The organism is Tianweitania aestuarii (assembly GCF_018457165.1).
GTDB lineage: Bacteria > Pseudomonadota > Alphaproteobacteria > Rhizobiales > Rhizobiaceae > Tianweitania > Tianweitania aestuarii.
Genome location: NZ_JAFMNX010000005.1, coordinates 115,427 through 137,398 on the forward strand (window position 1 = coordinate 115,427; position 21,972 = coordinate 137,398).

The following is a 21,972-nucleotide window of genomic DNA, read 5'->3' on the forward strand; positions in this document are numbered from 1 at the left end:
GCTTTGTTCCGGGGCCGTTCCCGGTGCTCACTCCCGGCAGGGTCAGCTGAATTGCCTTCGGCCCTGTGATCTCCGGCCGAGAGGCTCTATATCAGGTTTCAACCAGCGGGCCTGACATGCTCTTGCCGCTTCCGCACTTGCCGCCCTTGCCGGAGACGCCTTTTTCCGCATGACAGCATCTTCCTACCGGTCTCCGGCGCCGCTTGTTTTGTCCGGGCGCAATGTCACCGCCGTGCTCGGACCCACCAATACCGGCAAGACCCATCTGGCGATCGAGCGCATGGTGGCGCATTCGAGCGGCGTGATCGGCCTGCCGCTGCGCCTTCTTGCGCGCGAGGTCTATGCCCGCGTCTGTGAAAAGGTCGGGGCCGACAAGGTTTCGCTGATCACCGGCGAGGAAAAGATCAAGCCGCCGAACGCGCGCTATTCCGTTTGCACTGTGGAAGCGATGCCGCGCGAAACCGATGCGGCTTTTGTAGCGATCGACGAGGTGCAGCTGGCGGGCGATCTTGAGCGCGGGCACATCTTTACCGACCGCATTCTGCATCTGCGGGGTCGCGAAGAAACGCTGCTGCTGGGCGCCGGCACGATGCGCGGCATTCTCGAACGGCTGCTGCGCGGCATCTCCGTCGTGTCGCGCCCGCGCATGTCGCATCTGGCCTATGCCGGCTCCAAGAAGATCACGCGCCTGCCGCGCCGCTCGGCGATCGTCGCCTTTTCGGCTGACGATGTTTACGCCATTGCCGAGCTGATCCGACGCCAGCGGGGCGGGGCGGCTGTTGTGCTGGGCGCGCTTTCACCCCGCACCCGCAACGCGCAGGTCGAACTCTATCAGTCCGGTGATGTCGATTATCTCATCGCCACCGATGCGATCGGCATGGGGCTCAACCTCGATGTCGACCATGTCGCCTTTGCCCAGGACCAGAAGTTCGACGGCTTTCAGTATCGCAACCTGACACCCGGCGAGATCGGCCAGATCGCGGGGCGCGCCGGACGTCACCTTCGCGACGGCACGTTCGGCGTGACCGGCCAGTGCGATAATTTCACCGATGAGATGGTGGAGCGGGTCGAGGCGCATGCCTTCGATCCCGTGAAGGTTCTGCAATGGCGCAATGCCGAACTCGATTTTTCCTCGCTGGAAGGTTTGCAGCAGTCGATCGACTGTATCGCGCCCGTTGAAGGATTGACGCGCGCGCTGCCGGCCGTGGATGCGCAGGCGTTGGCGCTTCTGGCACGCGATAACGGCATTCGCCGGCTGGCCGACCGGCGCGACCGCGTCGCCCTTTTGTGGGAATGCTGTGCGCTGCCGGATTATCGCCGGATCGCGCCGGCGCAACATTCCGACCTCATCGCCTCCATGTATAGCGATCTTGCCGAACGGGGTCATGTCGACGAAGCCTATATGGCCGAACAGGTGCGCCGCGCCGACTCGACGGCCGGCGATATCGACACGCTTTCGCATCGCATCGCGCAGATCCGGACCTGGACCTTTGTGTCAAATCGACCCGGTTGGCTGGCCGATCCGCTGCATTGGCAAGAAAAAACACGCGAAATCGAAGATCGATTGTCCGACGCGCTTCACGAGCGATTGACGAAACGCTTCGTAGACCGCAGGACATCCGTTCTTATGAAGCGTCTAAGAGAAAACACGATGCCTGAAGCGGAAGTCCAGTCCAACGGGAGCGTTCTTGTCGAGGGTCACACCGTCGGCGACCTCCAGGGATTCCGGTTTACCGCCGATACGAGTGTGCAGGGTGAGGATGCGAAAGCCGTGAAGGCCGCCGCGTCCAAAGCGCTCGCGCAGGAGTTCGAAAGCCGGGCCGAAAAATTCGCCGCCGCTGGTAACGGCGATTTCGCGTTGGCCTCCGATGGCACCCTGCGCTGGATCGGCGCGCCGGTGGCAACTGTGGTCGCAACCGACGATCCGCTGAAGCCGCGCGTGATCCTGCTTGCCGACGAGCAGCTGACCGGTCCGTCGCGCGACAAGGTCGCCGCACGCGCCGAGCGTTTCGTCGCCTTCCAGGTGGAATCGCTGTTGAAGCCGCTGGTGGATCTGCGGGATGCCGAGCAGCTGACCGGGCTCGCACGCGGCATCGCCTTCCGGCTGGTGGAGAATTTCGGCGTCATCAATCGTCGCGACATCGCCGATGACGTTAAGGGCCTCGATCAGGAATCGCGCGCAGCGCTTCGCCGTCTCGGCGTTCGCTTCGGCGCCTATCATATCTTCGTGCCGGCCTTGCTGAAGCCAGCACCCGCCGGTCTTCTGACGCTGCTTTGGGCGCTGAAGAACGACGGCAAGGACAAGCCGGGCTTCGGTGATCTCGTTGCCATGCTGGCTGCGGGCCGCACCTCGGTGGTGGTCGACACGACCTTCGATCCAGCCTTTTATCCGCTGGCCGGTTATCGCCAGCTCGGCCGCCGCGCCGTGCGTATCGATATTCTCGAGCGTTTGGCCGATCTGATCCGTCCGGCCCTTGCCTGGCGGGCAGGATCGGGCACGCGTCCGGCCGGCGCGTTCGACGGCCAGGCCTTCATGACCACGCCGCAGATGATGTCGATCCTCGGTGCCAATGCCGAAGACATCGAGGAGATCCTGAAGGGTCTCGGTTATCGCGGCGAAGCGCGTCCGGCGAAGGATGTGCGCGATCGCATGGCGCAGGCCGATGCCCGCGTGGCGGAAGCTGCCGAAAAGGCTGCAGCCGACAAGGCTGCCGTTGATCAGGCGGCCGCGGCCGAACAGGCTGCGATCAGTGCTGCGGCTTCGCCGAGCCCGGTTGCGCAGGAAAACAATGTCGAGGTTCTCGACGAAATGCTGGCGGCGAACCGCGAAGCTGCCGAAACCGCGGCTGATCCGGTTGCAGCCGGCGCCAGCGTGCTGGGTGCCGATAACGAACAGCCCGTCACGGATGAGCCGGTAGCGGTTGAACAGGCCGGCGAGCCCGATCTCGGTGCCGAAGCGATTGAGGAAGCTGCCTCGGAAACAGCACCGCAGGCTTCGGATGCCGAGCAGCCGGTTGCGGCCGAAATGCCCGCCGAGCCGCTGGCCGAGCTCGTGGATGCCGGCGGATCGGTGCTGGGTGAAACGGAAGCGGAGGCTTCAACCGAAGCCAAGACGTCGGAAGAACCCGCCGCTGCTGCTACTGCCTCTGAAGAAGAGACCGAGGAAGAAAAGCCGGTGATGTTGTGGCGCCCGGCGCGCCATGATCGCGGCCCACGCCACAACCAGCGCAACAATAACCGCCGTGACAACAATCGCGGTGGCGGAAACCGGCGTGATGGCGCGCCGGCTGCACAGGCGGCTTCCGGTGAAAACCAGCCAGCCGACGGTCAGCCGCGTCCCGATCGTGGTTCCCGTCCCGATCGCAACCGCAATGCAGGTGCGCCCGGCAACCGCAACAATCGTCCCGGTGAAAACCGTGCGGGCGAAAACCGGCGCGACGGGCGTCCGGGCGGTGGCGACAACAAGGACGGCAACAAGCGCTTCGATCGTCGCGACAAGGATAATCGTGGCGACAACGAGCGCGGTGGCGGACGTCCGCCGCGTGACGATCGCGGCGCGAAGTTCTCTTCGGCACCCAAGCGCGACGAGCGGCCGGCCCGGATGGATCCGGATTCGCCCTTCGCCAAGCTCGCGGCGCTGCGCGAACAGCTGAAGAAGTAAATGGACGGGGGCAAACAGCGCCTCGACAAATGGCTGTTCTTCGCGCGTCTGCAAAAATCGCGCACGCTTGCCGCGAAATTCGTTGCGGCAGGCACGATCCGCGTCAATCGTGAGAAGACCGACAATCCTGCGCGCGGGATCAAGGTCGGCGATGTGCTGACGATCACCTTTCAGACCCAGGTGCTGGTGGTACGCGTGGAGCAGCCCGGCACGCGGCGCGGCCCGCCGGCGGAAGCGCGCATGCTCTACACAAACCTGTCGTCGCCGTCCGATCCCGTTCTCCTCCTCGCGGATCTCGAGCCGGAGGATGAGGGGTTGGACGACGACGGCGATGACAGCGAAGGGTGAGCGCGGCATTTGCTCCCCTTGCCAGCCCCGGTCAAACGGACTACCTCCGCCTCAGTTATCAAAGCCAAATCCGTTCTCGACCGCGTTTCACCCGGTGTCGAGCCTCCTTGCGGGATCTGTTTATCATGACCTATGTCGTCACCGACAATTGCATCCGCTGCAAATACACGGATTGCGTTGAGGTGTGTCCGGTCGACTGCTTCTATGAAGGCGAGAACATGCTCGTCATTCATCCCGACGAATGCATCGATTGCGGCGTGTGCGAGCCGGAATGCCCGGCCGACGCGATCAAGCCGGACACGGAATCGGGTCTCGACAAGTGGCTGACGCTCAATGCCGATTATGCCGCGAAGTGGCCGAATTTGACGGTCAAGAAGGACCCGCTTCCGGACGCCGCAGAACACGACGGCGAAGCGGACAAGCTCGAAAAGTATTTTTCCACGGAAGCCGGCACCGGCGACTGAGGATCAAATCCGCGCTTTCACGCCTGCCTGATGAGTATCTCTCAGGCAGCAAAGCGCGCATGCGTGCGCAAGCAGCAAAATCTTGATTCGTTCGGCTTTTTGTGATATTGATCCACAAATGCCGGTGACACACCATCCTTTTATGGCGCTTATGCCCAAATCCCAGAGGTAATGATCGTTCTCGACCAAGGCAGTCTTGGTGGAATGCTGTGCGCATTCCACCCGGGTCTGGGTTGTGGCGGTGTGTTCGTGTGCAAGCGGTTACGAGTTTTGACCGGAGCGGTCAAGCGGTCCGTCGACTGAAACGTCGACCCGGAACACAGGAGTGAATGCGTATGGCTATCCAGCAGAAGAAGTCGGCTGCGCGGAACGGTTTCAAGACCGGCGAATACATCGTTTATCCCTCGCATGGTGTGGGCCTTATCGCCGCCATCGAGGAACAGGAAGTTGCGGGCCACAAGCTGGAACTGTTCGTGATCGACTTCCAGAAGGACAAGATGCGCCTGAAGGTGCCGGTCGCCAAGGCAACCTCCATCGGCATGCGCAAGCTGTCGGAAACCGATTATGTCGATCGCGCGCTGAAGGTCGTTCAGGGTCGCGCCCGCGTGAAGCGCACCATGTGGTCGCGTCGCGCGCAGGAATATGATGCAAAGATCAATTCCGGCGACCTGATCTCGATCTCCGAAGTGGTGCGCGATCTGTATCGCGCCGAGAACCAGCCGGAACAGTCCTATTCCGAGCGCCAGCTTTATGAAGCAGCGCTTGATCGCATGGCGCGCGAAATCGCTGCCGTGAACAAGATGTCGGAAACGGAAGCCGTTCGCCTGATCGAGACCAACCTGAACAAGGGTCCCAAGCGCGGCGCCAAGACCGACGAAGTCGCCGAAGGCGATGATGCGGATACGGATTCGGATGCCGATGCAGTCGAGTCCGACACGACGGAACAGGAAGAAGCCGCGTAATCCCAGCGGCTTTCAACGAACGAAAAAAAGCCGGCTTCGCGCCGGCTTTTTGTTGTCTGGTGTCCTGCCGGTCAGGTGCGGCCGAGCACCTTGTCCATGGCTTGAACGGCATAGCCTTCCTGGCGCGGCCAGGCGGCGTAATCGTCCTTGGTGGTGAAGCCGAGCGCACGGCGGGCATGGAGCGGGAAGTTCGGATCGTCCAAGGCACCGCGCGCCATGGCCACGAGATCGGCATCACCATCGTCGATGATCTTGGCGGCATCCTGCGGCGTGACGATCAGGCCGACCGCTGTGGTGGGCACGCCGGCCTTCTGCTTGATGGCTGCAGCGAGCGGCACCTGATAGTTCGGCGCGGCGGTGATGGCCGCACCCGCAAAGCCGCCCGACGAGCAATGCACCATGTCGGTGCCTGCCGCATGAGCCTGCTTGGCAAATTCGGCGACGTCGTCCGGTGTCAGACCTTCGGGCAGAGCATCAGTGGCCGACACGCGCAGGAACAGTGGCTTGTGCTTCGGCCAGGCAGCGCGCACGGCTTTCACGACCTCGAGGGGGAAGCGCATGCGGTTTTCCAGCGCGCCGCCATAATCATCGGTGCGGTGGTTGGCGATCGGCGACAGGAACTGGTTGAGGAGATAGCCATGCGCGGCGTGGATCTCGACCACATCGAAGCCCGCTTCATCCGAGCGCCGGGCGGCGGCCGCGAAATCCTCGACCAGCTGCGCGATTTCCTCCACGCTCAGTTCGGAAGGCTCGACGAAATTGGGCCCATGCTTTTCCGCACTCGGCGCTTCAGGGGTCCAGCTTTCAAAAGCATAGGTTTCCTTCTCGGCAGCCGTTTCGTTGAACCCGCCGCGCCATGGCAGGGCGGTGGAGGCCTTGCGACCGGCATGGGCGAGCTGGATGCCGGCGGCAGCCCCATTGGCGTGTAGGAAGGCGGTGATGCGCTTCCATTCGGCGGCCTGCTCGTCGTTCCAGATGCCGGTATCGGCATAGGTGATGCGGCCCTTCGGGGTCACGGCGGAGGCTTCGGCGATCACCAGCGCGTAGCCGCCGAGCGCAAAGCGTCCGAGATGCACGAAGTGCCAGTCGTTGGGCATGCCGTGCTGTGCGGAATACTGGCACATCGGCGCCACCACGAAGCGGTTCTTCAATGTGAGTTCGGCAAGGGGATAGGGTTCAAAAAGCTTGGTCATACGGGAATGTCCTTGGAATTTCGCAGCGCAGGGGAGAGGCGTCTGAAACGAGACGGGATGCGCTGCGTTCCGGATATTGTGCGCCCTTTGCGCCATGCCTAGGGGTTCATGATCGATCCCTTGAAAATAAAACTGGCGGCTCTAGCTAGTTCGCGTGGAACATTCCCGTTCATCCGGCGTTCATTTGACGTCTGGGACTCGCGCCGGCTGCGAGTAAGGTGGAACTTCCCCTGTCCGGGCTAGGCGTAACAGCCGGTTTGAATGAGCGGGGTAGCACCATGGACGATACGGCAAAGCGAACCTTGATCCGCGCCGCCATGAAGGCTCCCTATCTGGAGCGAGGCGAAGAACACGATCTCGCATTGCGCTGGAAAGATCATCAGGATCAGGAAGCGCTCCACAAAATCACAACAGCCCATATGCGGCTCGTCATCTCGATGGCGGCGAAGTTCCGCTATTTTGGCCTGTCGATGAGCGATCTCATCCAGGAAGGCCATGTCGGCCTGTTGGAAGCGGCTGCCCGCTTCGAGCCCGATCGCGAAGTGCGGTTCTCGACCTATGCGACCTGGTGGATCCGCGCGTCGATCCAGGATTACATCTTACGCAACTGGTCGATTGTTCGCGGCGGCACGAGCTCGGCGCAAAAGGCGCTGTTCTTCAACCTCCGCCGCCTGCGTGCACGCCTTGCACAGGGCTCCGAGCCGCTGTCCAATTCCGCGATCTATGAAGAAATTTCCACGGCCCTCGGCGTGACCGTTGCCGATGTCGCCGTGATGGATTCGCGTTTGTCCGGCTATGACACATCGCTGAATGCGCCTGTGAGCGACGATTCCAACGGTGCTTCGGACCGCATGGACTTCCTAGTTTCGGATGCACCGCTGCCGGACGAAATCGTTTCGGAAACAATCGATGTCGAGCGCCGTTCGCGCTGGCTCGGTTCGGCTCTCGACGTGTTGAACGAGCGCGAGCGCCGCATCATCCAGGAGCGTCGCTTGCAGGATGATGGCGCAACGCTGGAATCGCTGGGCGCCAAGCTCGGCATTTCGAAGGAGCGCGTGCGCCAGATCGAGAACCGCGCGCTGGAAAAGCTGCGCGCGGCTCTGGTAAAGGTGAACCCGGAACTGCAGATCGCAGCCGCCTGAGCCGATCAGGTTTGGCCGACCGGTCCCAAGGATCAGTCGGCCCAATCCGGATCGGTCGTGAAGGCGATCGTGAGCCAGCGATCGGGACCTGCGTCACCGATCGCATCCCCGATCTCGTCGCGGATCGCATCCCATTCTTCCAAAGGCCGTGCCGGCTGTCCGACCGGCACGATGAAATACAGTTCGATCTGCCGCCCGCGTCCGACCTTTGCGACATAAGCGCGGTGGGACGTGAAGTTGTAGCGGGCAACGATCGCTTCGGCGATCGTGTCCACCTCGCGCTTGTATTCAACAGGCGTGACGAGCAGCATGTCGGACAGCGCCTGCTTGATCGTTCCGATCGGGATCGGAATGACGATCAAACAGATCAGCGTCAGGATCACCGGATCGACATAGGGGATCGCCCATGTCCACCGCGTGCCATCGATGAGATAGCCGAACAAGAAGGCGATCAGCAGCGACGCGGTGAGGGCGGCCGACGTCCACCATGCCTTGGCATCCAGCGCGAGAAGCTCGGAGTTCAAGCGGCGATTGGCGCGTTGCACCAGAAGCGCCATCACGATGGCGGTTGTGACCGTGATGATGCCGTAAATAATGCCCTGATCGAAAGCGAGAACGCGCCCGCCGGCAAGCAAGCTCTCGATCGCCGTCAAAAGCGCGTAAACGGCAGCCCCCATCAACAGCGTGCCGTTCAAAACCAGGACCATCGGCTCCAGATGCCAGAAGCCCATGGTGAACCGCTCCATGAAGCGCGGCTTGCCTTCCTTTGCGCCCGAACGCACGATCAGGCTGGACACAACCAAGGCAACGCCGGTCATCGACGTGTCGATCAGCGAATAAACGCCATCAAACAGGATCGCCGACGAACCGGACAAAAGACCGAAGCCCACGCCGACCACAGCCGTCATCAGCGTGACAAGGATCGACAGCCTGAGAACGGAGGCTTCCGTGGTCATGGTGTGGGTCCTGTGGAGCGGGCGGAGCCTGCTAAAAACGATGCTGCTTGAACATCCGAGTAAGAGTGACAGCCCGGCAGTTCAACCTTTGAAACCCAGATGACGATCTGGAAGTTTCAGGGCACGCAAAACCGGTCGCATGAGGCTCGTTCCTGCCCTCGCTTCCGCTCTACCGATCGGTAATGATCTTGACCTTGTCGCCCGGGGCGGGCGTCGCGCCTGGGGGGAGGGCGTTGAGGAGGCGGAAGAGGTCGAGCTTGCGGTCGACGCCTTGCATCTGCGTGGCGAGCGAGGCCAGCGTGTCGCCGGGGCGAACAACGGCTACGCGCACGCGCAGCGGCTTGAGCGCGGCCTTTTGTTCCGGCGTCAGAACCTGGAAGCTGGCGGTGACGCTGTCGGCGACGATAGTGAGGGCGGGGCTGGCGAGGGGGGCTGCCGTCAGGAGGCGGTAGACCTGATCGCCGGCGCGCATCACCGTCACATCGAACTGCCAGCCATCGACCTTGGCCTTGGCATTGGCGGCCTCGCTGCCGTTCACGGTGGTTTCGCGTACGCTGGAATCGTCGAGGCCGGCAACCCAGCCCGAGCGCAGGTAATTGGCAAGCGTGGTGTTGCGGTCGATGGTCACGCCATCGAAGCGCACCGCGACGTCGCCGGGGCCTGTGGCCGTGACGGCTTCCGCCGAATTGTCGATCGTGAAGCCTTCCGGGACGGTGAAGGATACGCCGAGACGCGGATGCAGGAAGGTGCGGCCGCGCACATAGCCTTCTTCCGGCGTGTCGCCGTAAAGCAGGCCGTCGATGCCGGCGAGAAAGGAATCGCGATCGCGCGAGCCGGTGCCGGGCGTGCCGAACTGGCGGGCATGGCGCTGCGCGAGTTCGATGCGCTGCGGCGTGTTCGGGTGGCTTGCGAGGAAGTCGAGGCTCGGATCGGTGGCGCCGCTGACATTGCGGAAATCGGCATAAGCGCCCATCGACTGGAGGAAGCGCGGCGAAGCGAAGGTGTCGTAGCCGGCGCGGCCGAGCGCGCGGATGCCGATCGCATCGGCTTCCAGCTCCTGATTGCGCGAGAACTGCGCCATCCGCAGCTTGTTGCGGATCAGCGCCATGCGGGCGTTCTGGTCGCCGCCGAGCACGTCCGACACGACCTTGGACGCCAGCTCTTCTTCGGCTTCGCGCTGCTGGCGCTGCAAACCGTGATTGGCCGTGACGTGCGCCATTTCGTGGCTGATCACAGCGGCGAGTTCGGCGGAATCGTTGGCCAGCGCCAGCAGACCGCGCGTGACATAAAGATAACCGCCGGGCAGCGCGAAGGCGTTGACGTTGGGCGAGTTCAGGATGGTGATGCGGAAGGTCTGGGCGGGGTTTTCCGGATCGAGCGTCAGCGCGCCGATGGCCTTTGCCACCATGCGCTCGAGCTTCGGATCGGAATATTCGCCGCCATAGGTCGCCAGAATGCGCGGATGCTGCGCCCGGGCAACGGCTGCCATGCGATCGTTGCGCTGGACATTGTCGACCGTGACCGGATTGTCGGACGGGCGCACCGATTTCAGCGACGGATCGTCCTTGAAGGAATCCATGCTGACGCAGCCGGTCATCAGCGCCGCCAGCGACAGCGCGACCACAGCGCGGCGCATGCGTGCGCCAACGAATGAGGAGGCGGACGATCGGCTGAATGGCGGGTTAAACAGAATGCGCCCCTTTGACTTTCTCGGATTCGGCCACAGGCCGGCGGACCTAGCCACATCCCTTTGCATGTTACAACAAGAAGGAGCGCTTCGCGGGCGCGAATAGTGATGAGCAATTATGTCGGCATGCGGGCGAAGGTGATCGGGCCTTCAGCCAGCGTCACCCATATAGCGCCGGAATGCGGCGGGTGCTTGTTCGTCTAAGAAGGATTTCGCCGGGCCTTGGGCGGTGATGTGTCCGTTCTCCAGAAACAGCACGTGATCGGCGAGACGACTGGCATCTTCGGGGTGATGCGTGACGAACAGGACCGTGAGGCCAAGGCGGGCCTGAAGGGCGCGGATTTCGTCCAGCATGTCGGCGCGCAGAGCGGGACCGAGCGAGGCGAAGGGTTCGTCGAGCAAAAGAACGGGGCACTGGCGCACAAGGGCACGCGCGATCGCCACGCGCTGCCTTTCGCCACCGGACAGTTCACGCGGCAGACGGTTGTTCTTGTTCTGCATGCCGGTGGAAGCAAGCGCGTCGGCAATCGCGCGCTTGTCGTCGGCGGTGAGCTTGAGGGAGGGCGAGCGGCCCAGGCCGACGTTCTGCTCGACGGTGAGGTGGGCGAAGAGGTTGTTTTCCTGAAAGATCATCGACACGGGCCGGGCGGCCGGTGCTCTATCGCGCATGTCCTGTTCGCCGATCAGGATGCGGCCGCTCTTCGGTGTTTCGAAACCGGCAACCAGATTGAGCAGGGTGGATTTGCCCGAACCGCTTGGACCCATGAGGGCGGTGATCGCACCGTCCGGCACGGTGGCGTCGAACAGGAATTGGGCCTCGTTGTAGGCGAAAGCGACCTGATCGAAGCGGATAGTGGGGCCATTCATCGCCGGCTTCTCCCCAGGCGGTCGGACAGGAGCATGAGTGCCAGCGTCAAGGCGGCGAGAAACAGGCCGAGCCCTGCCGCATCGGCGGTGCGGTAGCTGCCCATGCGCTCGAGCAGAAGATAGGGCAGGGTTTTTACCGCATCGGAGCCGAACAAAGCGATGACGCCGAGATCGCCGAGTGACAGCGCCATGGCGAAAGCGAAGGCGGAAGTGAGCGGGCGGCGTAGCGACGGCCAGTCGATCAGGCGCAGCCGGTTCCAGCCTGTGAGCCCCAGCGAGGCGCAAAGGCGATCGTGACGGGTGGCGGCGTCGTCATGGGCCGGGCGAAGAAGGCGCAGCGCGAAAGGCATGGCCATGACGCCGTTGACGGTGATGGCCATGATCGGCGCGAGGGCGAAAAGATCGGTCATGGTGCGCAGGAGAATGAACCAGCCGGCGCCGATCACGATGGGGGGAACAACCAGGACATAACCCGCACCGCGATCGGTCAGGCGCTCGAACAAGGAGGGACGTCCGCCGGGGCGTCTGCTTTGCAGGAGATGACGGGTGCGAAGGAGGGCGAAGGACAAGGCGATCGCGACAGTGGCTGCGGCGAAAGCGAGCCAAAGGCTGGTTACGGTGGCGGATCGCACGCTTGTTTCGAAGGCGAGGCGTTGCAGGTCGGCGAACAAACCGGCGAAGACGATGGCGGCTAGCGGGCTCACAACGAAGACCACGGTCACAACGAGGAGCGCGACATTGATCATGCGCTCGCGCGCATTCGGGCGATCGAAGCGGCGCGGGGCAACGGAAAGGTTTGCGTCACCTGCCGTATCGGCGCCGAGGCGCGACAGAACGGCCAGGATCACCACGGTGAGCGCAAGTTGCACCAGCGTCAAAGCGACGGCGCGGGCGGGATCGAAGTCGAAGCGCAGCGCCTGATAGATCGCGACTTCAAGCGTCGTGGCGCGCGGGCCGCCGCCGAGCGTCAGCACCAGCGTGAAGGAGGTCACGCACAGCATGAAAACGAGGCCGGCGACGGAGGGCAGGGCCTTGCGCAGAGCCGGCCACTCAATGAAGCGAAAGGTGTTGGAGGCGCTGAAGCCGAGCTGGACGCCGAGCCGGTGCTGGTCGGTTGGTATCGTCTGGAGCGCTTCCAGAAACAGCCGTGTCGCCATCGGCAGGTTGAAGAAGACATGCGCGACGAGAATGCCGGAAAGGCCGTAGATGCCGGGCCAGGGCTCGCCGATCAGCGCGCCGAGCGGGGTGGCCAAAAAGCCGGCACGGCCGAGCAAAGCAAGCAGGCCAAGGGCTGCGACGATCGCCGGCAGAGCCAGCGGCACGGCGAAGAGCTGCAGGATCAGTTGCCGGCCTGGAAACACGGGGTGGCGCGACAAGGCGCGGGCAACAACGAGCGCCGGCAAAACGGCCAGCACGGTCGATAGCAGCGCCTGCAGGAGGGTGAAGCGGATGATGCGCAGGAGATAGAAGTCGAACGCCGCCCAAGCCGCCTGGGGATTGCGCGCGCCTTCGGCGATCAGTCCGACAAAGGCGCCGCCGATCAGCACCGCCAGCATTCCAAGCGCCAGCGCGCCGCCAAGAAGGCGCGGATCGGCAGGGATGCGGCGGATGACGGTCACGTCAGGCGTTTACCGGCTCATCACCTGCAGCCACTCGTCGATCCAAGTCTTGCGCTTTTCGGCAATTTCATCCGACGGGATCGTGAGGGACTTGGTCGGCTTGACCATGCGATCAAAGGCTTCATCGAGCGGCTCGGACGTCTTGGCGGCGGGCAGCATCCATTGCGTTTCGGGCACGGCGTCCTGGAAGGAGGGCGTCAGCATGAACTGGAGGAACTGCTTGGCCAGCGGGTTTTCCGCGCCCTTCTTCGTCATGCCGGCGACTTCCACCTGGAGGTAGTGACCCTCCGAGAAAGACGCTGCCTGGTATCGCTCGGTCTTGTCCGCAATGATGTGGTAGGCCGGCGAGGTCGTGTAGGACAACACCATCGGCGCTTCGTTCTTGGTGAACAGGCCATAGGCCTCGCTCCAGCCGGGCGTGACGGTGAGCACGCGGTTCTTGAGCTTGGCCCAGGCGTTCCCCGCGTCATCGCCGTAAACGGATTTGATCCAGAGCAGCAGGCCGAGACCGGGCGTCGAGGTGCGCGGATCCTGGATCACGATCTTCTGGCTCGGATCGCCTTCCACCAGGTCCTTCAGGCTCGTTGGCGGGGTCTGGAGCTTTTCGGTGTCGTAAACGACGGCGAAGTAGCCGTAGTCATAGGGAAGGAAGGTGTCGTCGTTCCAGCCGCCGGGAACCGCCACGCTTTCGGCCGAAATGCCGTGCGGAACAAAGAGGTTCGTGGCGCGCGCTTCTGTGGTCAGGTTGGTGTCGAGGCCGAGCACGAGATCGGCCTTCGTGTTGGCGCCTTCGAGCTTGATGCGGTTAAGCAGCGCCACGCCATCGGCCACCGACACGAAGTCGACCTGGCAGCTGCATTGCGCCTCGAACGCCTTCTCGACGATGGGGCCTGGACCCCATTCGGCGGTGAAGCTGTCATAGGTGTAGATGGTGAGCGTGTTTTCCGCCGCCTTAGCCGTCGCAGTAGCCGCCGGCAGAACGCCGAGCGCAAGCGTCAGGGATAGAAGGGTGGTCAGACCTGTGTTGCGCATGAAGCGCCTCCTTTTCATCCACGTTGCAGGACTTGAGGCGCTTTTCACGAAAACGCGTCTAATCCCTCCGCCGGTGCAAACCGGATCAGGTTCAGCGGGTTGGCAGGGTTTTCACCCGTTCGCCTCTCAGCCGGTCGCGATGAACACGCCGGCACCCCGTTAGAGCATCATCAGAAATAGTCCGAAGTGCTTGCGCTCGCAAGCGTTTGCGTGGAACCACGGCCATGCTATTGCCCAGGCTTCATGAGCCGGTTTTCCCTTCTTCTTGGCGGCGATCTGACCGTTACGCCTCGCTTGCGCGCCCAGATTGCGGGCAGCCGCGTGCTTGCGGCCGATTCCGGCATTGCGCATGCGGCCGCGGTTGGCGTGGAGCCGGAATTGTGGGTCGGCGACTTCGATTCCTCCGACGCGGATCTGCAGGCGTTGATGGCGCGCGTGCCGCGCGAAAGCTTCCCGCCGGAAAAAGACAGCACGGATGGGGAGCTGGCGGTGGATCTGGCGCTGGCGAAGGGAGCGAGCGAGCTTGTTCTCGTTGGCGCCTTTGGCGGTTCGCGGCCCGACCATGCCTTTCTTCACATGACGATGGCGCTGCGCCTGGCGGAAGCCGGCACCCAGGTGCTGTTGACCAGCGGCGACCAGGAGGGCGTGCCGCTGCTGGCAGGATCGCATCGCTTCGACTATATGGAGCAGACCTTGTTCAGCGTGCTCGGCTTTACCGATCTCGTTGTCTCGATATCAGGCGCGCGCTGGCCGCTCGATCACCGCGCGGTGCCGTTCGGCTCCTCGCTGACGCTCTCGAATATTGTTTCCGGCTCCTTGAACGTGGAGCTCCATTCCGGGCGGGCGCTGCTCGTCGCACACCCCTAGGATTGATCGCTTTTCATGGCTCCGCCACTTCTTCGCTTAGACAATATCCAGCTCACTTTCGGCGGCACGCCGCTGCTTGCCGGCGCTTCGCTTTCGGCTTCCGCCGGCGACAAGATCGCGCTGGTTGGGCGCAACGGTTCGGGCAAGTCGACCCTGCTCAAGATCGCGGCCGGCACCGTCGAGCCGCAGGACGGGCTGATCTTCCGCCAGCCGGGCGCGACCATCCGCTATCTCGCGCAGGCGCCCGATCTCGAAGGCTATGCCAATGTGCGCGCTTATGTGGAAGCGGGGCTCGGGCCATCCGACGACCCCTACCGCGCGACCTATCTGATCGAACATCTCGACCTCACCGGCGACGAAACGCCGGCGACGTTGTCCGGCGGTGAGGCGCGGCGTGCCGCATTGGCGCGCGTTCTGGCGCCGCAGCCCGACATTCTCCTGCTCGACGAGCCCACCAACCATCTCGATCTCAACACGATCGAATGGCTGGAAGACGAGCTCAGCCGGTTGTCGTCGGCACTTATCCTGATCAGCCACGATCGCCGCTTTCTCGAGCGCGTGACGCGGGCAACCGTGTGGCTCGATCGCGGCGAGACCAAGCGGCTCGACCGGGGCTTCGCGCATTTCGAGGAATGGCGCGACCAGGTTCTGGCCGAAGAAGAACGCGACCAGCACAAGCTCGGACGTGCGATCCAGCGCGAAGAACACTGGATGCGCTATGGCGTGACCGCACGACGCAAGCGCAACATGCGGCGCGTCGGCGAGTTGCAGGCCATGCGCCAGCAGTTCCGGACCCATCGCGGCGCGGAAGGCACGGCCGCTCTGATCGCCAGCGAGGCGCAGGAATCGGGCAAGCTGGTGCTCGAAGCCAAGAATATCGCCAAGAGCTATGACGGGCGTCCGGTGGTGGCAGGCTTCTCGACCCGCATCCAGCGCGGCAACCGCATCGGTCTCGTTGGGCCGAACGGTGCCGGCAAGACGACGCTTCTGCGCATGCTGATCGGCGATCTCCAGCCCGATAGCGGTTCGATCCGGCTCGGCACCAATCTGGAAATCGCCACCCTCGACCAGCGCCGCTCCAGCCTCGACCTCAACGAGACGCTCGCCACCTATCTAACGTCGGGGCGCGGCGACAGCCTCACCGTGAACGGAGAGGAAAAGCATGTCGTGTCCTATATGAAGGACTTCCTGTTCAAGCCGGAACAAGCGCGTACGCCGATCAAGGAACTGTCGGGCGGCGAAAGGGCACGCCTCATTCTGGCGCGGGTTCTGGCGCGGCCGGCGAACCTTCTGGTGCTCGACGAGCCGACCAACGATCTCGATATGGAAACGCTCGATCTTCTGCAGGAACTCGTTGCCGGTTTCCCCGGCACGGTGCTGCTGGTCAGCCACGATCGCGATTTCCTTGATCGCACCGTGACCTCGATCATTGCGCCGGAAGGCGAGGGCAAGTGGACCGAATATGCCGGCGGCTATCAAGACATGCTGGCGCAGCGCAAGGCCGACATCGCCGCGCGCTCCACGATCAAAGCGGCCAACAAGGCGGAGTCTTCATCGGATGCGCCGGCGGCGGTTAAGCCCGCGTCCAACGCCAAGAAGCTGTCCTACAAACAGAAATATGCGCTGGAAACGCTGCCCAAGCGCATGGAAGACGCGCAATCGTCCATCGCCAAGCTCGAAGCCGTGATGGCCGACCCGAACCTGTACGCCAAGGACTTCGCCAAGTTCGAAAAGACCGCAGCACAGCTCGACAAGCTGCGTGCCGAGATGGCGGGGATGGAAGACGAGTGGCTGGAATTGGAAATGCTGCGCGAGGAAATCGAGGGATGATCGGTTTCGCGCAGTGAACCGCTGGAGGCGGATGCATGGATCTCGATCGCAAGGACTTCAATGGTGCTTGTCATTGCGGCACGATACGCTTTCGCGTGCATCTGAGTGAGGGCCTGCGCAGCGCGCGCCGGTGCAGCTGTTCGATGTGCCGAATGCGCGGGGCGGTGGCCGTCACGGCAAAGGTGGGCGATCTGGAGATCACCGCAGGCGCAGACGCGCTGACGCTTTACCAGTTCAACACGCTTGTGGCGCGGCATTACTTCTGTTCGCAGTGCGGGATCTATACGCATCACCAGCGGCGTTCGAACCCGTCGCAGCTCGGCGTCAACGTCGCCTGTCTGGAGGGTGTCAGCCCGTTCGACTTTTCGGCGGTGACGGTAAATGACGGGGTCAATCACCCCACGGACGGCAAGGCAGGCTCGGGTCTGGCAGGCGTGCTGCGGTTCGAACCGGCATCGGATCGCTAGAAGCGCGTTCGTTGATGTGACTCTCGCTTGACGCTTCCCGCTTTTCTGGGTATGGCAACCCTCGATTTCCCATGTGGCCGCCTGGATCCTGCGCGCCGACCCGTTTGGTGCGGCAAGGAACTGTGGTCGAAAGACCGGCAGCTTTAAGAAGAATAATTGAGGTAACGTCATGTCCCGCGCCTGCGAACTGACCGGCAAAGCCGTTCTGACCGGCAACAATGTCAGCCACGCCAACAACAAGACCCGTCGCCGTTTCCTGCCGAACCTCGTCAATGTGACGCTGATCTCGGAAGCGATGAACCAGTCGGTTCGTTTGCGCGTTTCGGCCAATGCTCTGCGCACGGTCGAGCATCGCGGTGGCCTCGACGCCTTCCTCGCCAAGGCCAATGCCATGGAACTGTCGCCGAAGGCTCGCCTGCTCAAGAAGCAGATCGCTAAGAAGACGGCTGAACAGACCGAAGGCGCTGCAGCTTAATTAGCTGCCGCTTACGACTTGAGGACGGCTTTCAAAGCCGTCCGCTGGTTCCATTACCCAGGATAAAAAAATGCTTTCCGCAAGACATGTATGGCCGTTTGTGGCTGCGATGGCTGTTGTCGTCGTGGCCTCGAATATATTCGTCCAGTTCCCGCTGAACGGCCAGATCGGCCCGCTGGTTCTGGCCGATGTGCTGACCTGGGGCGCGTTCAGCTACCCCGTCGCTTTTCTCATCACCGACCTTGCCAACCGCCGCTATGGCCCGACGCTTGCCCGGCGCGTGGTGTTTGTCGGCTTTGCGGTGGCCATTGCCAGCTCGATCATCTTCCCGCCCTTGTTGTTTAAATGGGGATTGATCCCGTTCGCGCTCGAACCCGGCCGCATCATGCGGGTGGCGATCGCGTCCGGCGTTGCGTTTCTGATCGGCCAGCTACTCGATGTGTCGGTATTCAACCGGCTGCGCCAGGCATCCTGGTGGCGCGCGCCGATCGTTGCGTCCATCGTGGGCTCGATCCTCGATACGGCGATCTTCTTTTCGGTCGCCTTTGCACCGGTCTTCGCCTTTGTCGGTCCGAGCGAACCCTTCGCGCTGGAACATGCGCCCTTGTTCGGCCTGTTCGATCCGAGCGTTGCGCGCTGGATTTCCTGGGCGCTGGGCGATCTGACGGTAAAGCTGACCATTGCCGTTGTGGCGCTGATCCCGTACCGGCTGATTTCCGCCCGTTGGTGGCCTCAGCCGCTGCCGGCCTGAGACAGGTCTGGTTGCCGCTTGATCCCCTGGGAACATCTCGACAGCGCGCCGATCCCCGACAGCAGCGAAACGCTGCGGTTGAAGCGGCGTGGCCGCGAATATTCGATCATGCTCGGCACCAACGAGCTGATGAACAGCCGCTTGTTCGGTTCGGAAGAAGCGTTGGCAAGGCTGCCGATTGAAAAGCTCGGCACACCAACACCCCACATCCTGATCGGCGGTCTCGGCATGGGCTTTACCCTGCGGGCCGCGCTGGCTGTGCTGCCGCCGCAAGCGAAAGTGACGGTCGCCGAACTCGTGCCGGCGGTGGTCGCCTGGGCGCGCGGGCCGATGGCGGAGGTGTTTGCGGGCTGCCTCGACGATCCGCGCGTTCAAGTTCATGAAGGCGATGTCAGCGCGCTGATCCGATCGGCACCGGCTGCCTACGACTCCATCCTGCTCGATGTCGACAACGGGCCGGAAGGCTTGTCGCGGCCGGGCAATGACGGGCTTTATGATCCGCGCGGGCTGCAATTCGCCAAAACGGCCTTGCGGCCGGGTGGCGTGCTGTCCGTGTGGTCGGCCGCCCCCGATGCCGGTTTCACGCGGCGCTTGAAGAATGCGGGCTTCGGCGTCGAGGAAGCCAAGGTCAAGGCGCATCGCGGCAAGAGCGGGACGCGGCATGTGATCTGGCTGGCGGTGAAGTAGGGGAGTAGGTCTCTCTTCTTCTCGACCGCTTTGCGTTCCTTTGCCTTCTCACTCAGCCTTGTAGATAAACTCCAGGTAGATGTTGCGCTGGAGGATGGACTGGTTGTCGTCCGAGATCAGCGACACGCGCGTGGTTCCATCTGCGGCCTGCCAGATGTCCATGCCTTCCATATTGTCGATCTGGTAGCCCATATCCGCTTCCAGAAGCACTTCGCCATCGACGGTGGCGCCGGGCTTGATGCTGGCCGCGGACAGGCGGCGCAGGCGCATGGCGATGCCCGACGTGTAGGCGAAGCGGCGTTCCAGAATGAGGATGTCGCCATCGGGCAGAAACGCGCCGTCGGTGATGTCGAAGTTGTTGCTGCGATGCACGAAGAAGATGCCCTTGCGCGGCCCGCTCAGCACGGAAGCGAAGATGTCGCCACGCTTGTTGAGGCTCATCTCCGACAAAGCGATGATGGCGCCGGCGAAAGGCCCGCTTTGGGGAGCAGCCATCACCGTTTCGAAGCCGCGATTGATCCGCAACTCGGTTTTCGGAATGAGGAAGTCGAGGTTGCGGATCTGCTTGCCCATGGTGCCGGTCTCAAGACGGTATTGCGAGATGCGGTGCTGACGCTCGAAGCCGACGGTGGCAATGCCATCGGCAATCGCGAGGCTTTCGGCATCCACCAGGCGCTTGTCCTGGGTGATTTCGCCGTCCGGGCCGGTCATCGGCTCCATCGTGAAGTCGGTCATGCCGGTGGGGCGTTTTTGCGCATCGCGCTCGATGCGACCGAAATACCAGTAGCCGTTATCCGTCACCCCGGCGAAGCGTGTGCCGGGTTCGGTGAAGCGGAAGGCGGAGAAGCTGCCGAACAGGGGATGGCGCGATACGAGTTCAAGGCCGCCGACAAAGGTCAGCGTGCCAAAACTCGGTTCTCCGCGCCCGATGCGGAACTCCGTGATCGGGCGGCTTCGCACCGCCATGTCCTCGCTTTGAGCGGAGGCGGAAACCAGAAAGGGCAGAAAGAGTGCGAGGCCGAGCAGGCCTGAAAGAATGCGCCTCACCCTGCGCGCCGCAGCCCGCGTCCTGTCGCCTGACCGCCGCCGCGCCCGCGCATCGATTCTTCGCTGAACAGCGAAGCGAGCTGCTCGGTCATGGCGCCGGCCAGTTCTTCGGCATCGACGATGGTGACGGCGCGGCGATAATAGCGCGTGACGTCATGGCCGATGCCGATCGCCAGAAGCTCGACCGGCGAGCGGGTTTCGATCAGGTCGATGACACCGCGCAAATGGCGTTCGAGATAGTTGCCGGGGTTCACCGACAGGGTGGAATCGTCCACCGGCGCGCCATCCGAAATCATCATCAGGATCTTGCGCTGTTCGGGCCGCGCCATCAGGCGCTGATGCGCCCAAAGCAGCGCTTCACCGTCGATGTTTTCCTTGAGCAAGCCTTCGCGCATCATCAAACCGAGATTGCGTCGGGCGCGCCGCCAGGGTGCATCGGCGGATTTGTAAACGATGTGACGCAGATCGTTGAGGCGGCCGGGATTGGCCGGCTTGTTCTGCTTCAGCCATTGTTCGCGCGACTGACCGCCCTTCCAGGCGCGGGTCGTAAAGCCGAGGATCTCGACCGACACGCCGCAGCGCTCCAGCGTGCGGGCCAGAATATCGGCGCAGGTGGCGGCAACGGTGATGGGCCGTCCGCGCATCGAACCGGAATTGTCGAGCAGCAGCGTCACCACCGTGTCGCGGAAGTTGGTGTCGCGCTCCTGCTTGAAGGACAGCGGCTGCATCGGGTCGATCACCACGCGCACCAGGCGCGCGGGGTCGAGATAGCCTTCCTCGAGGTCGAAGTCCCAGGAGCGGTTCTGCTGCGCCATCAAACGCCGCTGCAGGCGGTTGGCGAGACGGCCCACCACGCCCTGCAGGTTGACCAGCTGCTTGTCGAGAAAGGCGCGCAGGCGATCGAGCTCTTCTTCGTCGCAGAGCTCTTCGGCACCGACCATCTCGTCAAAGGCCTGGGTGAAGACCTTGTAGTCGATCGTGCGTTCGAACTGGTTGAAGGCGTTTTCGGGACGGCGCGTTTCGCCCGGCGTTTCCGAGTCGAGATCGTCGGATTCGGACTGGTCGTCGGCAGCGGTCGCGGCCGCTTCGCTTTCGCCGGCTTCCTGCTCGTCGCTCGACGCATCGGCTTCTTCGGATTGGGATTCCTGCGAGCCGGATTCGTCCTCGCCGCCTTCTTCCCCGCCCTCGTCGCCCTGCGGCTCGTCGCTGTCGTCCTCGTTGTTGTCTTCGGTCTGATCGTCGTCGCCGATGTCTTCGGCCATGTCCATGGACACGAGCATGTCGCGCACGAGGCGCGCAAAGGCGTTCTGGTCGTCGAGACTGTCGACGAGACCTTCGAGATTACCGCCGGCCTTGTCTTCCACCCAGCCGCGCCAAAGATCGACCACGCGCTCGCCGCTCGGCGGGACGGCGCGACCGGTGAGCTTTTCGCGCACCATCATCGCAACCGCTTCCTCGATCGGGGCATCGTCGCGGCTCGATACGTCGGCGAAATTCGCCTTGGCGTATTTGTCTTCCAGCATGGATGTCAGATTGTCGCCGACACCCTTCATGGCCCGCGCACCGATCGCTTCCACGCGCGCTTGTTCCACGGCATCGAAGATCGCGCGCGCCTGCCGGCCGTCCGGCGCGAGGCGATTGTGGATCGCGCTGTCATGGCACGCCTTGCGCAGCGCCATGGAGTCGCCAAGGCCGCGGGTCACCGCGATGTCGTTGATCGAGGCCTTCTTAGGCAATTCCGGGAGGCGGGCGCGCTGCCCGGCCAGCGCCGGTTTGTCCTTGGCAAAGGAGACTTCAAGCTCGTTGTCGCCGGCCAGAGCGCGCATCGTCACCGTCACGGCGCGGCGAAACGCATCGCCCTCGCTGCCGTTCTTGGTTTTTGCGCGTGAATTGTCGCCGGGACCTGCCATGTGCTTG

19 protein-coding genes and 1 riboswitch are annotated in these 21,972 nt (G+C 63.1%); of the genes, 11 read left to right on the plus strand and 8 right to left on the minus strand.

Going from position 1 to position 21,972, the window contains the following annotated elements; translation table 11 throughout:
* The first annotated feature begins 169 nt into the window (after positions 1–169).
* From JYU29_RS16610 to JYU29_RS16625, 4 genes are all read left to right on the plus strand, one after another.
* Positions 170–3,661: a helicase-related protein gene (locus JYU29_RS16610; RefSeq protein ID WP_213985976.1), complete on the plus strand. Its 3,492-nt coding sequence runs from the start codon at positions 170–172 to the stop codon at positions 3,659–3,661.
* The gene (locus JYU29_RS16615; RefSeq protein ID WP_213985977.1) at positions 3,662–4,009 is read left to right on the plus strand and encodes an RNA-binding S4 domain-containing protein; all 348 of its coding nucleotides are present in this window, start codon (positions 3,662–3,664) and stop codon (positions 4,007–4,009) included.
* 125 nt (positions 4,010–4,134) lie between these two features.
* Positions 4,135–4,473, plus strand: coding sequence for a ferredoxin FdxA (fdxA, locus tag JYU29_RS16620; RefSeq protein WP_213985978.1), 339 nt, complete (start codon positions 4,135–4,137; stop codon positions 4,471–4,473).
* 335 nt (positions 4,474–4,808) lie between these two features.
* Entirely contained in the window at positions 4,809–5,435 is a 627-nt protein-coding gene (locus JYU29_RS16625) for a CarD family transcriptional regulator (RefSeq protein ID WP_213985979.1), read from the plus strand.
* 71 nt (positions 5,436–5,506) lie between these two features.
* Here JYU29_RS16625 and JYU29_RS16630 read toward each other — a convergent pair whose 3' ends face one another.
* Positions 5,507–6,628, minus strand: coding sequence for an NADH:flavin oxidoreductase/NADH oxidase (locus JYU29_RS16630; protein WP_213985980.1), 1,122 nt, complete (start codon positions 6,626–6,628; stop codon positions 5,507–5,509).
* 278 nt (positions 6,629–6,906) lie between these two features.
* On the opposite strand from JYU29_RS16630, the gene JYU29_RS16635 reads away from it, so the two are divergent.
* Entirely contained in the window at positions 6,907–7,770 is an 864-nt protein-coding gene (locus tag JYU29_RS16635) for an RNA polymerase factor sigma-32 (protein ID WP_213985981.1), read from the plus strand.
* A 32-nt stretch (positions 7,771–7,802) separates the two neighbouring features.
* Here the strand turns inward: JYU29_RS16635 and JYU29_RS16640 are convergent, their stop codons facing one another.
* The 5 genes from JYU29_RS16640 to thiB all read right to left on the minus strand — a co-directional run bounded on the left by JYU29_RS16640 (position 7,803) and on the right by thiB (position 13,931).
* Positions 7,803–8,726, minus strand: coding sequence for a cation diffusion facilitator family transporter (locus tag JYU29_RS16640; protein WP_213985982.1), 924 nt, complete (start codon positions 8,724–8,726; stop codon positions 7,803–7,805).
* A 169-nt stretch (positions 8,727–8,895) separates the two neighbouring features.
* Complete coding sequence (locus tag JYU29_RS16645; protein WP_250157548.1) at positions 8,896–10,323, minus strand: M48 family metalloprotease; 1,428 nt, start codon at positions 10,321–10,323, stop codon at positions 8,896–8,898.
* 240 nt (positions 10,324–10,563) lie between these two features.
* A complete protein-coding gene (thiQ, locus tag JYU29_RS16650) occupies positions 10,564–11,280 on the minus strand; it encodes a thiamine ABC transporter ATP-binding protein (protein WP_213985984.1) in 717 nt (238 codons plus the stop codon).
* Positions 11,277–12,836, minus strand: a complete 1,560-nt coding sequence (gene thiP / locus JYU29_RS16655; protein ID WP_250157549.1) for a thiamine/thiamine pyrophosphate ABC transporter permease — start codon at positions 12,834–12,836, stop codon at positions 11,277–11,279. Before thiP ends, thiQ begins: the two co-directional genes overlap by 4 nt.
* A gap of 72 nt (positions 12,837–12,908) precedes the next feature.
* Positions 12,909–13,931 (minus strand): thiamine ABC transporter substrate binding subunit, encoded by a 1,023-nt coding sequence (gene thiB / locus JYU29_RS16660; protein ID WP_213985985.1) that lies wholly within the window; start codon positions 13,929–13,931, stop codon positions 12,909–12,911.
* A 45-nt stretch (positions 13,932–13,976) separates the two neighbouring features.
* Positions 13,977–14,100: riboswitch (TPP riboswitch) on the minus strand.
* A gap of 74 nt (positions 14,101–14,174) precedes the next feature.
* Here thiB and JYU29_RS16665 point away from each other — a divergent pair.
* The 6 genes from JYU29_RS16665 to JYU29_RS16690 all read left to right on the plus strand — a co-directional run bounded on the left by JYU29_RS16665 (position 14,175) and on the right by JYU29_RS16690 (position 19,008).
* Complete coding sequence (locus JYU29_RS16665; RefSeq protein ID WP_213985986.1) at positions 14,175–14,798, plus strand: thiamine diphosphokinase; 624 nt, start codon at positions 14,175–14,177, stop codon at positions 14,796–14,798.
* A gap of 15 nt (positions 14,799–14,813) precedes the next feature.
* On the plus strand, positions 14,814–16,628 hold the full coding sequence (locus JYU29_RS16670; RefSeq protein ID WP_213985987.1) for an ABC-F family ATP-binding cassette domain-containing protein: 1,815 nt from the start codon (positions 14,814–14,816) through the stop codon (positions 16,626–16,628).
* 35 nt (positions 16,629–16,663) lie between these two features.
* On the plus strand, positions 16,664–17,095 hold the full coding sequence (locus JYU29_RS16675) for a GFA family protein (RefSeq protein WP_213985988.1): 432 nt from the start codon (positions 16,664–16,666) through the stop codon (positions 17,093–17,095).
* Positions 17,096–17,264: 169 nt separating this feature from the next.
* Positions 17,265–17,570: a 50S ribosomal protein L28 gene (gene rpmB / locus JYU29_RS16680; RefSeq protein ID WP_213985989.1), complete on the plus strand. Its 306-nt coding sequence runs from the start codon at positions 17,265–17,267 to the stop codon at positions 17,568–17,570.
* A gap of 70 nt (positions 17,571–17,640) precedes the next feature.
* Complete coding sequence (locus JYU29_RS16685; protein ID WP_250157533.1) at positions 17,641–18,321, plus strand: queuosine precursor transporter; 681 nt, start codon at positions 17,641–17,643, stop codon at positions 18,319–18,321.
* Positions 18,322–18,339: 18 nt separating this feature from the next.
* The gene (locus JYU29_RS16690; protein ID WP_213985990.1) at positions 18,340–19,008 is read left to right on the plus strand and encodes a spermidine synthase; all 669 of its coding nucleotides are present in this window, start codon (positions 18,340–18,342) and stop codon (positions 19,006–19,008) included.
* Between the two features lie 48 nt (positions 19,009–19,056).
* Here the strand turns inward: JYU29_RS16690 and JYU29_RS16695 are convergent, their stop codons facing one another.
* On the minus strand, positions 19,057–20,055 hold the full coding sequence (locus JYU29_RS16695; protein WP_347879915.1) for an esterase-like activity of phytase family protein: 999 nt from the start codon (positions 20,053–20,055) through the stop codon (positions 19,057–19,059).
* Positions 20,052–21,965 carry a cobaltochelatase subunit CobT gene (gene cobT, locus JYU29_RS16700; RefSeq protein WP_213985991.1) on the minus strand — a complete coding sequence of 638 codons (1,914 nt, stop codon included), beginning with the start codon at positions 21,963–21,965 and terminating at the stop codon, positions 20,052–20,054. Before cobT ends, JYU29_RS16695 begins: the two co-directional genes overlap by 4 nt.
* Positions 21,966–21,972: the final 7 nt, after the last annotated feature.

Excerpts from the sequence above, each read along its gene's own strand:
- JYU29_RS16610 (WP_213985976.1), top strand. The coding sequence starts at position 170 with ATGACAGCATCTTCCTACCGGTCTCCGGCGCCGCTTGTTTTGTCCGGG.
- JYU29_RS16615 (WP_213985977.1), top strand. The coding sequence starts at position 3,662 with ATGGACGGGGGCAAACAGCGCCTCGACAAATGGCTGTTCTTCGCGCGT.
- fdxA (WP_213985978.1), top strand. The coding sequence starts at position 4,135 with ATGACCTATGTCGTCACCGACAATTGCATCCGCTGCAAATACACGGAT.
- JYU29_RS16625 (WP_213985979.1), top strand. The coding sequence starts at position 4,809 with ATGGCTATCCAGCAGAAGAAGTCGGCTGCGCGGAACGGTTTCAAGACC.
- JYU29_RS16630 (WP_213985980.1), bottom strand. The coding sequence starts at position 6,628 with ATGACCAAGCTTTTTGAACCCTATCCCCTTGCCGAACTCACATTGAAG.
- JYU29_RS16635 (WP_213985981.1), top strand. The coding sequence starts at position 6,907 with ATGGACGATACGGCAAAGCGAACCTTGATCCGCGCCGCCATGAAGGCT.
- JYU29_RS16640 (WP_213985982.1), bottom strand. The coding sequence starts at position 8,726 with ATGACCACGGAAGCCTCCGTTCTCAGGCTGTCGATCCTTGTCACGCTG.
- JYU29_RS16645 (WP_250157548.1), bottom strand. The coding sequence starts at position 10,323 with ATGACCGGCTGCGTCAGCATGGATTCCTTCAAGGACGATCCGTCGCTG.
- thiQ (WP_213985984.1), bottom strand. The coding sequence starts at position 11,280 with ATGAATGGCCCCACTATCCGCTTCGATCAGGTCGCTTTCGCCTACAAC.
- thiP (WP_250157549.1), bottom strand. The coding sequence starts at position 12,836 with ATGCTGGCGGTGCTGATCGGCGGCGCCTTTGTCGGACTGATCGCCGAA.
- thiB (WP_213985985.1), bottom strand. The coding sequence starts at position 13,931 with ATGCGCAACACAGGTCTGACCACCCTTCTATCCCTGACGCTTGCGCTC.
- JYU29_RS16665 (WP_213985986.1), top strand. The coding sequence starts at position 14,175 with ATGAGCCGGTTTTCCCTTCTTCTTGGCGGCGATCTGACCGTTACGCCT.
- JYU29_RS16670 (WP_213985987.1), top strand. The coding sequence starts at position 14,814 with ATGGCTCCGCCACTTCTTCGCTTAGACAATATCCAGCTCACTTTCGGC.
- JYU29_RS16675 (WP_213985988.1), top strand. The coding sequence starts at position 16,664 with ATGGATCTCGATCGCAAGGACTTCAATGGTGCTTGTCATTGCGGCACG.
- rpmB (WP_213985989.1), top strand. The coding sequence starts at position 17,265 with ATGTCCCGCGCCTGCGAACTGACCGGCAAAGCCGTTCTGACCGGCAAC.
- JYU29_RS16685 (WP_250157533.1), top strand. The coding sequence starts at position 17,641 with ATGCTTTCCGCAAGACATGTATGGCCGTTTGTGGCTGCGATGGCTGTT.
- cobT (WP_213985991.1), bottom strand. The coding sequence starts at position 21,965 with ATGGCAGGTCCCGGCGACAATTCACGCGCAAAAACCAAGAACGGCAGC.